Origin of the sequence: Pantoea sp. BL1 (genome assembly GCF_000963985.1) — a bacterium.
GTDB lineage: Bacteria > Pseudomonadota > Gammaproteobacteria > Enterobacterales > Enterobacteriaceae > Pantoea > Pantoea rwandensis_B.
Map to the genome: position 1 here is coordinate 1 of NZ_JZRH01000012.1, position 13,661 is coordinate 13,661.

Annotated in this window: 13 protein-coding genes; 5 read left to right on the forward strand and 8 right to left on the reverse strand. The window is 52.0% G+C overall.

All coding sequences use genetic code 11. The features are described from left to right. Positions 1-70: 70 nt before the first annotated feature. Positions 71-760, reverse strand: a complete 690-nt coding sequence (locus VH86_RS07470) for an N-acetylmannosamine-6-phosphate 2-epimerase (protein WP_045832426.1) — start codon at positions 758-760, stop codon at positions 71-73. Beyond that, complete coding sequence (locus VH86_RS07475; RefSeq protein ID WP_045832427.1) at positions 757-2,313, reverse strand: PTS transporter subunit EIIC; 1,557 nt, start codon at positions 2,311-2,313, stop codon at positions 757-759. The genes VH86_RS07470 and VH86_RS07475 overlap by 4 nt, the downstream gene beginning before the upstream one ends. A 174-nt stretch (positions 2,314-2,487) precedes the next feature. On the opposite strand from VH86_RS07475, the gene VH86_RS07480 reads away from it, so the two are divergent. Then, positions 2,488-3,315, forward strand: a complete 828-nt coding sequence (locus VH86_RS07480; RefSeq protein WP_045832428.1) for a MurR/RpiR family transcriptional regulator — start codon at positions 2,488-2,490, stop codon at positions 3,313-3,315. A gap of 77 nt (positions 3,316-3,392) precedes the next feature. Here VH86_RS07480 and VH86_RS07485 read toward each other — a convergent pair whose 3' ends face one another. Both VH86_RS07485 and VH86_RS07490 read right to left on the reverse strand, forming a co-directional pair. Further along, positions 3,393-5,327, reverse strand: a complete 1,935-nt coding sequence (locus VH86_RS07485; RefSeq protein WP_045832429.1) for a MacB family efflux pump subunit — start codon at positions 5,325-5,327, stop codon at positions 3,393-3,395. Then, positions 5,324-6,499 carry an efflux RND transporter periplasmic adaptor subunit gene (locus VH86_RS07490; RefSeq protein WP_045832430.1) on the reverse strand — a complete coding sequence of 392 codons (1,176 nt, stop codon included), beginning with the start codon at positions 6,497-6,499 and terminating at the stop codon, positions 5,324-5,326. The genes VH86_RS07485 and VH86_RS07490 overlap by 4 nt, the downstream gene beginning before the upstream one ends. 172 nt (positions 6,500-6,671) lie before the next feature. Between VH86_RS07490 and VH86_RS07495 the strand changes: the two genes are divergently transcribed. Genes VH86_RS07495 through VH86_RS07510 form a run of 4 tightly spaced genes read left to right on the forward strand, consistent with a single transcriptional unit; the run spans position 6,672 to position 9,151 of the window. Further along, complete coding sequence (locus VH86_RS07495) at positions 6,672-7,268, forward strand: cytochrome b (RefSeq protein ID WP_045832431.1); 597 nt, start codon at positions 6,672-6,674, stop codon at positions 7,266-7,268. Positions 7,269-7,271: 3 nt separating this feature from the next. After that, positions 7,272-7,808, forward strand: a complete 537-nt coding sequence (locus tag VH86_RS07500) for a tetratricopeptide repeat protein (RefSeq protein WP_045815691.1) — start codon at positions 7,272-7,274, stop codon at positions 7,806-7,808. A 9-nt stretch (positions 7,809-7,817) separates the two neighbouring features. Continuing rightward, positions 7,818-8,351: a sigma-70 family RNA polymerase sigma factor gene (locus VH86_RS07505; RefSeq protein WP_034829876.1), complete on the forward strand. Its 534-nt coding sequence runs from the start codon at positions 7,818-7,820 to the stop codon at positions 8,349-8,351. Then, entirely contained in the window at positions 8,348-9,151 is an 804-nt protein-coding gene (locus tag VH86_RS07510) for an anti-sigma factor (protein WP_045832432.1), read from the forward strand. The genes VH86_RS07505 and VH86_RS07510 overlap by 4 nt, the downstream gene beginning before the upstream one ends. Positions 9,152-9,226: 75 nt before the next feature. On the opposite strand, the gene VH86_RS07515 is transcribed toward VH86_RS07510, so the two are convergent. The 4 genes from VH86_RS07515 to VH86_RS07530 form a co-directional block, all read right to left on the reverse strand. Beyond that, complete coding sequence (locus VH86_RS07515; protein ID WP_045832433.1) at positions 9,227-10,942, reverse strand: ABC-F family ATP-binding cassette domain-containing protein; 1,716 nt, start codon at positions 10,940-10,942, stop codon at positions 9,227-9,229. Positions 10,943-11,357: 415 nt separating this feature from the next. Next, entirely contained in the window at positions 11,358-11,906 is a 549-nt protein-coding gene (locus tag VH86_RS07520; protein ID WP_045832434.1) for a hypothetical protein, read from the reverse strand. Positions 11,907-12,349: 443 nt separating this feature from the next. Beyond that, on the reverse strand, positions 12,350-12,877 hold the full coding sequence (gene blc, locus VH86_RS07525; RefSeq protein ID WP_045815661.1) for an outer membrane lipoprotein Blc: 528 nt from the start codon (positions 12,875-12,877) through the stop codon (positions 12,350-12,352). Between the two features lie 100 nt (positions 12,878-12,977). Then, on the reverse strand, positions 12,978-13,661 hold the full coding sequence (locus tag VH86_RS07530) for a hypothetical protein (protein WP_045832435.1): 684 nt from the start codon (positions 13,659-13,661) through the stop codon (positions 12,978-12,980).

The window sequence follows — 13,661 nt, forward strand, 5'->3', positions numbered from 1 at the left end:
AGTTCAGTTTCCGCTTCAGCGTTAAGGCCGCCTCCGGGCGGCTTTGCTATTTAAGGCCTGAAAAAACGTATCAGCTGATTGCGTTGACGAAACGCTGCGTTATTTGCTGAGGACGGGTAATCGCGCCACCGACCACCACAGCATGCGCGCCCAGTTTTAAACACTGCGCCGCCATCTCAGGTGTTTCCACATTGCCTTCTGCAATCACGGGCGCCTTCACTGCTGTTAATACTGCACGCAGGAAGTGAAAATCATTTGCCGCCAGAAAGTTGCCGCGCGTTTCCGCCGTGTAGCCATGCAGCGTAGTACCTACGCAGTCGAAGCCGAGTTCATCTGCCAGCAGCGCCTCATCAACTGTCGCAATATCCGCCATCAGCAATAACTGCGGATAGCGTTGACGAATCGCTGCCACCAACTGCGGCAACTGCAGTTCGCCAGGTCTCTGATGTTGAGTCGCATCCAGCGCGATCATCGCTGGATTAGCCGTCATCAATTCATCGACCTCTTTAAGCGTGGCAGTGATATACACATCACTGCCTGGATAATCGCGTTTGATAATGGCGATAATGGGCAAATCCACGGTATGCATAATCTGCTCTACATCGATCAGACTGTTGGCGCGGATTGCCGACGCGCCACCTTGCATCGCGGCTAATGCCATACGCGACATAATATAGGCGCTGTGCAGGGGTTCATTTTCCAGTGCCTGACAAGACACCACCAGCTTCCCTTTAATCTGCTCCAGCATATTTGCTTTCATAGCGCGAGTAACTCCTCAACTTCATTCTTGATAATGGTGACGTGCGGGCCATAGATCACCTGTACGCCGTTGCCACGCTGGATAACCGCGCGAGCGCCCGTGGCCTTCAATGCGGCTTCATTAAGTTTAGAACTGTCGTTTAGCGTGATGCGCAAACGTGTGGCGCAGCAGTCAAGTTCGGCAATATTGCCTTTACCGCCCAGCGCTTCAATCACCTGCAAAGGGCGTTCGCCAGCGGCAACTGGCAAGGTATCGATGCTAACATCTTCACGGCCTGGCGTTTTGAAATTGAATCGTGTGATCAGCAGACGGAAGGTGAAGTAATACAGCAGGAACCACGGCACGCCGACCAATGGCACATACAGCCAGTGGGTTTTCGCTTCACCCTGCAATACACCGAACAGAATGAAATCGATTAAACCGCCGGAGAAGGTCTGTCCAATGGTGATGTGCAGGATGTGGGCGATCATAAAGGCCAGACCATCGAACAGCGCGTGAATCACATATAATGCTGGCGCCACAAACAGGAACGAGAACTCAATCGGTTCGGTGATTCCAGTCAGGAATGAGGTGAGGGCGGCGGATAATAACAAACCGGCCACACGTTTGCGGTTCTCAGGTTTGGCGGTGTGATACATCGCCAGACAAGCCCCGATCAGGCCAAACATCATGGTGATAAAGCGGCCCGACATAAAGCGCGCCGTTCCCAGATAAAACTGCTGCGTATTGGGATCGGCCAACTGAGCGAAGAAGATGCGCTGAGTGCCTTCAACCAGATGACCATTGACCATTTCACTGCCGCCCAAAGCGGTAGTCCAGAAAGGCAGATAGAAGATGTGATGCAGACCAAACGGGCCGAGCATGCGCAACACAAAGCCGTATATGAAGGTGCCGAAATACCCCGTGGCATCGACCAGTCCACCCATACCGAATATCAATTTCTGAAAATGCGGCCAGACGATGGTCATTGCCGCGCCAACGATAATCGCCACAAATGAGCTAATAATCGGGACGAAGCGTGAGCCACCGAAGAAGCCGAGAAATTGTGGTAGGGCAATTTTGTTATAGCGATTGTGCAGCAACGCGGTGACCAGCCCGATCACAACACCACCAAACACGCCGGTTTCCAGCGTTTGAATGCCCAGCGCCATACCTTGACCTACAGCGCTTAGATTCCCACTCGCCATTACACCGTTGAGCGTCAGCAGTGCGTTGATGGTGGCATTCATCACTAAATAAGCCAGCAGAGAGGCCAGACCAGCCGTACCCTTATCGCTTTTAGCGAGTCCTACCGCCACGCCTACCGCAAACAGCACCGCAAGATTGGCGAATACCACTGAACCGGCGCTGGCCATGATGGTAAAGACACCTTGTAACCAGGCGATGTCCAGGAAGGGATAAGCTTTTACCGTGTTGGGATTGGATAACGCTCCGCCAATGCCCAACAGCAGACCGGCCGCGGGTAATACGGCGATCGGTAACATAAAGGATTTTCCGAAACGCTGTGCTTTTTCAAACCAGCTTCCAGAGGAAGCTCCACTGAACATTGACATAAATTTTCATCCCCGAATGATTGTTGTGGTAAAAATTATTATCACAACATACTTCATTTGATGAAAATAACTACCATTAGTGTGATAGCTTTCACTTATAATCAATTCTGCTGGCACAAATCAGGGCCTTTACGCACACTAGACGCCATCAATATTGGCGAACGGAGGGATGTCATGACGGACAATGGAAATATTTTGCTGCATCTGAAGCAGGGCCTGCCGGGTTACAGTCCGGCGCTGCAAAAGCTGGGCGATTTCATCCTGACCGAACCGCAAAGAGTGCTGTATCTCACTATTACCGAGTTGGCGAAAGAAACGGACACCAGCGAAGCCAGTGTGACACGCTTGTGCCGCAACCTGAGTTGCAAGGGCTACACCGAATTTAAGATGGCGCTGGCACTGGATGTGCAACAGAGCCAGCCAATGGTTCCGGCGAGTGGCGATCCCGTCGATGTGCTGGTGGAAGAGTCGGTGCAGGCGCTGCGTGACACCGGTAAATTTATCAATCGCGAGGTTTTACAGCAGGCCGCCACGGCATTACATCAGGCGCGTTCTATCCAAATTTACGGCGTAGCAGCCAGCGCCATCACCGGCGAATATTTGCATTATCGCCTGCTTCGTCTGGGTAAATCCGCGCAACTGTTTGGCGATATGCATCGTGCGGCCATGAACGCGTCGACCCTGGGTGAAGGTGATGTGGTGATTGCGATTTCGGCTTCCGGTTCGACCAAAGATTTGATGCACGTGGTCAATGTCGCGAAGAAACGCAAAGCGCAAGTCCTGATGTTGAGTAACACGTTGCGCAGCCCCATGGGCAATCTGGCGGATATGTTGCTGGTGGCAGCCCGTCCGGAAGGGCCGCTGAACGCGGGTACGTTGAGTGGTAAAGTGGGTGCGATGCTGTTGGTGGAAGTGTTGATGGGGGAGCTGATGACGCATGACGCAGATTACGCCACAGCCAGTCAGCAAACGGCCAGTGCAACGTTGCCGATGTTAATCTGATCGCTGGGTAATTCGCTCTCAATTCCAACATGACGTAAAAATCGGTGCGCAGTGATGCGCACCCTGCGAAGACAAATCTACTCACTTGCCAGTGCGGCGACCGGGTCCATGCGAGCCGCTTTGCGGGCTGGCAGATAACCAAAAATCATGCCGATAATGGTGGAGCAGGCGAAGGCTGCCCCCGCGGATTCCCAAGAGTAGATGGCTGTCAGCACACCGCCTGCCATCAGGCTAATCAGCGGACCGATCACCAGTGAGAGCGCCACGCCGAGTGAACCGCCAACCAAACATACCAGCACCGCCTCAATCATAAACTGCTGCATGATATCGCCACGCCGCGCACCCACCGCCATACGCACGCCAATTTCATGCGTTCGTTCGGTGACGGACACCAGCATAATATTCATCACGCCGATGCTGCCGATCATCAGCGCAATCGATGCCACCATCAAAATCAGCAAGGTCAAGGTGGCGGCCGCCCCTTCAATCGCTTTGCGGTACTTATCGCGGTTAAACATCAGGAAGTCTTTGGTGCCATGGCGCGCAGTCAATAATTGCGTGAGAGATTCCACCGCCGGACCGCTGACCACATCATCTTTAAGCTTCACGCTGATACTCGTGAGCGCTGTTTGCCCACTGATGCGGTACATCATGGTGCTCCAGGGCAACCACACGCTGAGACGATTGGGCGAAATGCCGTTATCTTCATGTGCCACACCTATTACCCTCACCGGCACAGACCCTAACACGATCATTTTGCCGATGGGGTTTTCATTGGCTGCAAACAGCTTATTGCGCGTATTGGTATCAATGATGATCTCTTGCCGGGCATGGCGTTCATCACTGAAGTTGCTGCCTTCGGTGAGTTTGATGCCCTGAATCTCAAAGTAATCTTTGCCAACGCCTGATACGGATGCTTTCGACGAGTTGGAGAGATAGCGGATCGGCTGCGTCGAGAGCAGCTCAGGACTGACTTTGTCGACGAACTGCTGACGAGCAATCACATCGGCATCAGCCATCACCAGCGTCAACACCGGATGCGCATCATCTTCGGCGAAATCGCCGCCGGCATACACGGACACCACATTCGTCCCGAGACCGGAAATACTCTCCAGCGTTTTTTCACGCGCACCTTGTCCAAGCGCGACGACAGTGACGACAGCGGCAATACCAAAGATAATTCCGGTCATGGTGAGTGCGGTGCGCAAGCGATGCGTATTCATGGCATTTAGCGCCATACGCATTGACTCGCGCAGGCGATCAATCAATCCGCGCAGCTTGCTCTGACTTCTGCTCACCATTGGCTGATAACGCGCACGCGTCGCCTCTGTTTTTGGCCCGCTGTCAGCAAAAATTTCGCCGTCCTGGATTTCGATGATGCGGTCAGCGTACTGCGCCACTTTCATATCGTGTGTGACGATAATCACCGTATGACCGTCACGATTCAGGTCATGAAGAATGCGTAACACTTCCTCGCCAGAGTGCGAATCCAGCGCGCCGGTCGGTTCATCGGCGAGAATGATCTCGGCCCCATTAATCAACGCTCGCGCAATACTGACGCGCTGCTGCTGGCCGCCAGAGAGTTCACCCGGTTTATGGTGTTCGCGGCCTTTGAGCCCGAGTCGTTCCAGTAATTGAGCAGCACGCTCCCGCCGCGCATGCCCCGGCAAATTGGCATAAATCGCCGGGATTTCGACGTTGCTTAATGCAGTCAGGTCCGGCATTAAGTGGTAGCGCTGAAAAATGAAGCCAATATGTTCGCGACGGACTTTCGCCAGTGCGTCCGGAGAGAGTGAAGCGGTATTCTGGCCTGAGATAAAATAGTGACCGCTGTCGGCGGCATCCAGGCAGCCGAGAATATTCAGCAATGTGGATTTGCCCGAGCCTGAAGGGCCTATGATCGCGACCATCTCGCCACTGGCGATCTGCAAATTGATATCTTTCAGCACATGCAGAGATTCTGAACCGTTAACATAGCTGCGCTGAATGTTTTTCAGTTCGATCAGGCTCACATCACCACCTTGTCCGCACCCACGGCCTGAGTAGCGAGAATCACTTTCTCACCGGCGTTCAAGCCGCTGAGAACCTGAATATCAACGCTGTCTGAAATCCCGGTGGTGATAATGCGTTTCTCTGGCTGATTCTGCTTGTTCGCCACCTCGACAAAGGTCTTGCCTTCCGCGTCTTTTTTCGTTGCCTGTACCGGGATCAACAGTGCGTCTTTCGCGGTGTCGCGCAGCAGATTAACTTGCGCGGTCATGGAGATGCGCAGGGTGTTGTCGGGATTGGGAACATCGAGTAAGGCATTGTAATAAATGGCGGCATTGGTACTGCTGGTCGGCGTACTTTCACTGTTGCCCATCAAGGCATCATCTTTCATCACCGATTCAGGTGCCAGTTCAATGCTACGCAGCGTCGCGTTGTAGCGCTTATCGGGATTGGCGAAGGTGGTAAACCAGGCTTGCTGGCCGGGATGGATGTTAGTGATGTCCGCTTCGGAAACCTGGACTTTAATGGTCATGGTGCCAAGTTGCGCCAGCTTGGCGATGGTCGGTGCGCTCTGCGCGGCGTTAACCGTCTGGCCCTGTTTGGTCACGATGGCGATTACCGTGCCATCCATCGGTGCCATGATGCGGGTATAGCTGAGGTCGAGCTGCTTCTTGTCCACCTCAATTTGTGCCTGAATGACGCGCGCCTTTTGCGCCGTCAACTCAGCTCGTGCGGTGCTCCACGCTTCTGCCGCTTCGTCAAAATCCTGGCGCGACACCAGATTGGCTTTGATCATTTGCTGCAAACGTTTGAACTGCGCATCCTGTCGGACTAAGGTCGCTTCGCGTGTCTCCAAATCAGCTTGTGCCACGCTAAGCGCGGCCTGCGCATTACGTAAATCACTGCGCTGTGGCTGATCGTCAATTTCAGCGATCAGTTCGCCCTTACTAACGTTATCACCCGCTTTGATATAGAGCTTTTTCACCTGCCCAGACACCTGAGCACCGACGTTGACGCGTTCGATAGCGTCCATCTTGCCCGTCGCGGCGATGACGTTTTCGATGTTGCCTTGACGCACAACGGCGGTGACCAGTGGGTTCGGTTTGGGTTGGGCGCTGCGGTAGGCCCAGACCAGAATAATGATCGCTAAAAGAGCGATCGCGACAACAAGCCGCTTTTTAGAGGTATTCAACATAAGCATCCCTTTAATGAAGCGAGAATAGTAATCACTAAATGCAACAAACAGGAGAAAATTCGTCAGGATTCTTGCATTAAATGGATTGTGTTGAGAAAAAAATGAAAATTTTCCGAATAGAAATCGTCGTTGGGTTGTTTACCGCTAAACCACACACTATTTGGGAAATGTTATGTCCGCTTCGACCCGTCAACACTCACGTCAACGCTATGACGCTTTCAGCATGACGTTGCACTGGATCACTGCGTTTAGCGTCATTTTTCTGTTTGCCTCTGCGCATATTTGGGAACAACTGGAAAAGGGCACACCGCTGCGTAAGGGTTTACAGGCGTGGCATATCTCTTTTGGCATTTTGCTGGCCCTGGTGATGATTGTGCGCCCATTGTGGCGTTGCTATTGCCAACGTCAGACGCATTTGGCCGTGGCGCCAGCTGAAAACAGCGCGCCGATGCGCATCATCGCGCATGCCGTTCATGGCTTGTTGTACCTGTTGTTATTCACGCAGGTTGTATTGGGTTTTCTGTTTCGCTGGTCGCAACAGGAACCGTTTAATTTCTTTGGCCTGTTCGATATTCCAACCTTTATTCATGTCGATACCGCACTGCGACATACGCTGGCAGGATTACACAATAACGTTGCCTGGGCGCTGATTAGCCTGGCAGGCGCGCATGCGCTGGCAGCGTTACTCCATCACTACGTTCTGCGTGACAACGTGCTGCGCCGCATGCTGCCGTTGCGCGATTCGATGCCACTCCGTGAGGATAAATGAATGATGAAGATGATGACTCCGATTCGCTGGTTTGCCGTGCCGGTATTGCTGATGGTGTTACATGCACCGACTGCATTCGCCATGGGTGATGACGACAGCGACAAGAAAACCCCGGATTGTCCGAAAGGGCAAGTGTATGACAGTAAAACCAAATCCTGCGTGCCGGAAAAAACCAGCATGCTGAGCGATGAGGATAAGACGAATTACGCCTACCACCTGGCGAAAAAAGGCGAGTATCAAGCTGCGCTGACGTTACTGGATACGTTGCACAATCAGAACACTAAAGAGGCATGGAATTATCGCGGTTACGCCACGCGTAAACTGGGCCGCACCGACGAAGGGATGCGTTACTATCAGAAATCGATCGCACTGGACCCCAAATATGCCAAAGTGCGTGAATATCTAGGTGAAGCCTGGATGATCAAAGGCCGTCCGGATTTGGCTAAAGAGCAGCTCACTATCATCAAATCGCTGTGCGGTGTGAATTGTGAAGAGTATCAGGATTTACACGCGGCCATTAATGGCCATCCTGAGTCCTGATGACCGTTGATGACGGAGGATAGAAACATTACCAGCACTGAAGTCCGTCAACATCTGGCGGCGCATCTGACGCGTATGTGGCGTTACGCGATGGTGTTATCGCGTAATAAAGATGTCGCCGAAGAGTTAGTGCAGTCCACCTGTGTGCGGGCGCTGGAACGCAGCGCCCAGTACACACCGGGCACACGCATCGATCGCTGGCTATTTACCGTGCTGCATTCCGTGTGGATCAACGAACTGCGCGCGCAGCGGGTACGCATGGGGCAGGGATTCGTCGAGAGTGATGAATTGCTCGCTCCCGACCATCAGCAACACAATGAACAGCGCATGCAATACGCCAAAGTGATGCAACGGGTTGGGCAGTTGCCAGAGGCGCAGCGCAACGCGGTATTTTTAGTTTATGTCGAGGGCTTTACCTATCAGGAAGCCGCCGACACGCTGGCCGTGCCGATTGGAACCATCATGAGCCGCCTCGCTGCGGCACGCACCACTTTAGCCAGCGCAGTGACAGCGCGGCCTGCGGTACAGGAGAAACGTTTGTGAATGCACCACGATTTACCTCGCCCTATGCCGATGAAGCTATCGTTGCCTGGCTGGATGGCGAAATGCGCGCGGAGGATGCGCAGGCGTTTGAAATTGAACTAAAGCGTAGTGAAACGTTGTCAGCACGGACGGCTGAGCTAATGAAAAGCAATCAACCTTTTGCGGATGCGTTCGCGCCAATGCTGGATGAGGCGCCGCTGGAGCGCATGGAGTCACGACTGGCTTATCTGTTGGACAACACGCCGTCCGCACCGGTAAAAGAAGCTGTTCAGGTTAGCCGTCGTGCGTTGATCGCGGCATCAGTCAGTTTTCTGCTGGTCGGCAGTGCCGTCGGTTTTTGGGCCAGACCCGTCGCGAAAGCTGAACAGGATGAGAGCGCGCGAATACGTGAACTGGAAGCACAATATATGTCGCTTTATAGCCCGGAAACGTTGGCGGATGTCGACAGCTCCCCACAGGTGCTAGCGCGTTCATTACAACGCACGGCGCGCGACCTCGATCTGCGTCTGACGACTGAGCAATTGACGCTTCCTGAAGCGAGCTTGAAAAGTGTGCGTATGTTGCGCTATGACGATTCACTGATCACTCAAATCGCCTGGAATCACAGCAGTTACGGTCCGATGGCACTGTGTATTTCGCGGGAAGATCCTATTAAACAGAGTGCATTGGCGCAGGAAAAACGGCACGGCATGAATCTGGTGTGGTGGCATCGCAGCGGATATCAGTATGTGTTGATTGGGCGCAATCCTGCTGATCAGTTAAAACGAGCGGCACAGGTGTTAAGCGCCGCTCTGGTGTAATTTATCAGTGATCACCCATTATGCCCCTGGGATGCAGGATACAAATATCGCAGGGGCGTATTTAGGAGTGTCTGCTTAGAGGATGCCCAACTGCTGTTTCAGTTGCGCAATCTCATCGCGCCATTGGGCCTGCAACGCCGGTTTCTGATGTTTGGGCTTACGTTCTCTATCCTCATCCAGCTTGTTTTCCAGATCACACAACGCCAGTAGCAGCGCATCTTCATCGTTGTAGGATTCAGATGTCACGGGCAGAACATTTACGCTCTCGCTGTCTGACGGTTGTTTGGCACTCAGTTGCTCAATGACCGGTTCAAAGTCATGCCACTCGCTCAGTTGCTGATCCTGAATTAGCCAAAAGCGATTGCAACTGCTGGCAATCAGATTGCGATCGTGCGACACCAGAAGCACCGCGCCCTCAAACTGATTAAGGGCGGCTGCCAACTCCTCTTTGCCCAGCATATCCAGATGGTTGGTGGGCTCATCCAGCAGCAATAGGGAATAGCGCGCGAGTGTCAGCCCGACAAACAGCAGGCGTGAGCGTTCACCGCCACTCAGTGAGCCCACTAATTGCTGATGGCGGAGGTAGGGGAATCCCGCACCGATCAGAGCCATCTTTCGCTGGTCGTCACTTAGAGGGGCAAAATGCGCCAGTGCCTCGTTGAGGCTCTCCTCATCCTGCAATTGTGTGAGGCTTTGGTCGTAATAACCTAGCTTTGCACGTGGATGAAACAGCGTGCTGGTCTCACGCTGGTAATCCAGCCAGAGTTGGCGCAGCAGCGAAGATTTCCCGCTGCCGTTACGACCCACTATGGCGATGCGATCGCCACTTTTTACCTGCAGGCTGGGTAACGAAAACAACGCAGGCGCGTTCTCCGCTGGGCGAATGCGCATTTCAGTCAGCGCCAGCACCCGATCGGCATCCAGTGCTTCTCCCAGCAGTTGAAGACGCCATAAGCTGCCTTCGGTCAGCGTGGTTTGTGCCTCTCTCAGCCAACTGGCGCGTTTCTCCATTTGCTGCGCTTTACGCGACAGACCTTCGTTGTCGTAAGTGCGTCCCCAAATCGCCAGCCGTTTGGCACTTTTTTCGACGCGCTCAATCTCGTTCTGTTCTGCCTGAAAACGTTGCGCATCGGTTTCATCCTGCTGTGCCAGCGCTTGTCGGGCTGCGGAGCAGGGCAGACGGAAGAATTGCAGGGTTTGATCGCGCAGGATCCAGCTGCAATTGGTGACCTGATCCAGCAAGGTGCTGTCATGTGAGACCAGCACAAAGCTGCCTTTCCAACTTATCAGGAACTGTTCCAGCCACAGGAGCGTTGGAAGATCCAAGTGGTTGCTGGGTTCATCCAGTAATAGCAGATCGGGCTGGAGAATCAGTGCACGCGCCAGCAGTAACCGCATATGTTGACCACCACTCAACGTGGCTGCCGTTTGGGTATGCTGTTCAGTATCGAACCCCAGCGAAGAGAGTAGCGCCTCCGCGCGCCAGGCTTCACTGACCTGTTGCTGCTGTGGCAGACGCGCAATCACGCCTGCCAGCAACGTGGCTTGCTGGAGCTGAGGGGGAAGATGTTGTTCAATTCGCGCCAGCAGACAGTGGTTGGCTAGCGTAACGCTGCCCTGACTGCTTGCCAGTTCACCGCTGAGGATTTTTAGCAGGGTACTTTTCCCCGTGCCGTTATCACCCAGCAGCCCAATACGATCGCCTTTTTTCAGGCTGAAATTGATGTCGTGAAATAGCGTACCGAAGGCGTTATCAAAGCCGACAGCGTGTGCGAATAGTAATGTGCTCATGTGCTTACTCATAAGTTGCAGGCGTGCGAACGCCTGACGTCAAAAACTGCTGACGACAACCCGGTAAGCCGGAGGAAGGGATGAAATTTTCAGTAGACTTCGCTCAGGCGGATTATCGCAGCACGAATGCAGAGATAGCTGAGCGCGGCCAATTACTATAAAAGTGTGAGTAAATAAACAATTCACACGATGGCATAGTAATCCTCCTTATTTATCAGTAGTGGATAGGGTGGGGTGATGATAGTCACCTGGACTGGCATTATCCACAGAATATTCGCGATGTTGTGAAGTCGCAGGCAACGGATAAGACCTGCCAACCGCGCAGTGCCCCCTAAACCTCCGCTATTTCAAATTCTTCAGGCTGGCGACTGTCCTTGCAGATTGACGCGGGAGATCAGCTCGTTAAGTTTCAGATTTATCGAAAACTCCATTGAATGGTGATGACAAATACCGAGGGGATTATAATCCCCGATTCAATGCCGAAATAGGGTGTGAAATTATATTGAAAGCCATGATAAATATAGGGTGAGAACCCTATTCCGGTGGCCTTTTTAAAGTCGTGATAGGAGCCGTGGTCGCCACAATCCTTAAAGGCATCGAAAAAAAACTCACCGGTGTAGCCGTAGATACCTTTAAAGGTCCAGCCATCATCCCAGGTTTTCCAGTCTTTTCTCACCCCAAACGCAAGACAGCGATCGTCAAAGCTGTTTTTCATGGTGCCGATCAGCACGCTATAGGTTGAATCTTCGGACAATTTTCTTTCTACCGAGAAGAAGTTATTCTCAAAATTTTCAGTGTATTGCCCATGATTCCCGGTCAGGTGATAAACGTAGGAACCCGTGTTAATGGAATAAAGGTTAATTTCGCTCGCTGGGCAGTCCAGCGAAAAGAGTGTTAATACAATCAGTAAGCCCCATACTAATCTGAAATTTATTCTGGGGTATTCTTCTGTTATTTCATTCATTTTTTCCTCACCACTGGCAATGCGATAATGAAAAAAAGCTAACAGCAGTCTGATGTATTGACTCAACATATTGATTGATAAGTCAGAATGACCAGAACTCTGAAATTTTTAGATAAGAGTATTTGATACTGATAAAATCATGACGATGACGTATTTTAGCAGGTTTTTTGATAGGGCAATCTTGCGAAGAGATGCGCATTATTAATATGCAAGGTTATATGATTAATAAATAAGGGATTCGTTTAAATAAATCATTCATCAGCTGTTATCACGGAATGAGGTGCCCCTCATCCCATCAGGGGGAACCCGTGATGTGCTGCAAGCCTGCAAGTATTTGGTCATACGCCGATTGAAGATTCTCTACCCCATAACCAGAATCTCACGCCGGTTATGCTGAACTAAACAGGGATGAAAATAAAATCACTTCATCCCTGAGTGCAGTTTTAACCTTGATCGACCCAGATCAACTTATCCACTTCAAACCCAAGTCTCTGCGCGACAGCCAGATAGTGTTTTTTCACTTGATTCGGAATCTTCGGCTCTCGCGACAAGATCCATAAATAGCCCCGATTTGGTCCACTCACTAACGCATATTGATAATCATCATCCAGGGCGATCACGTTATAGCCGCCATAGAACGGGCCAAAAAAGGAGACTTTAAGCGCTGCGGTATCCGATTTGCCGGTGAAGTAGGCTTTGCCGTCGCTCTCACTCCACTCTTTTTTCACCGGATCATATCCACGATTCAGCACGTTTATGCCGCCATCGTTGCGTTGAGTATAAGTGGCTGTGACATGATCTTTGCCGCGCTCAAAGCGGTGATCCAGACGGGCGATTTCGTACCATTTGCCCAAATAGCGGTTGGCATCAAAAGGGCTGATGGGCGTGACACCTTTTGGTGGCGTCGGGGATTTACAGGCAACCAGCGTTAACGATAACGCGGCAAGTGCGGCGATTGGCCATATTTTCATTAATGCTCCTTAATCGATCCTGATCCGTATTTAAGGGTATGTCAGCATGATTATAGGCAATAAATAACGAGGCGGCCCTCAGGCCACCTGATGCAGGGGATTATTTCTTCTCTTTATCTTCGTCAGCCGGAATCAGCGGCTCATCAATCGCAATAGAGGTGCCTGACTTCAGCAACTGAATATCGAGTATCACGTAGGTCATGGTGGTGATAAACAAAGAAATCACGCTGCCAATCACGCCGCTGGTGGTAAAGGTGAAGTAGTTGTACATCACCACCCAGGTCACACAAATAAACAGGGCAAGCGCAACGTTAATGGCTGACTGTGAATAGTTGGTGGTGCGAGCGCCCATCTCATTGATTTGCTTATAGAGGTTGGTGCCAACGTATTTCTCCAGCACAAAAATGCCTTGATCCCAACTGCGCAGGCGTCGCGCGCTGCTGCGGGTGAAGAACAGGAATAACAATGAGACAAACAGACCGGAAAAGGCAATCAGCACGGGGACCGCTTCTAATGCATACACCAAACTTTTGTGGCTGGGTGCTTGTGCGGTGAGATCCAGCGTCAGCGAGGCGCCCAGGACAGCATAGAGGAAAATAAACAACGCTAAAAACACCGCATTGCGTTTCCAGTCGAGTTCCGCTTCGTGATTTTTCTGCTGGCGAGCGATGTCGAGGGCTTGTTGCAAACGCGTGTCGCTGGATTGGGTATCCACTTGCTCTATCTCTTCTCCGAGCAAACGGTGAATAAACGGCTGATCGGCCGAATCAATGGTGATGCGCAT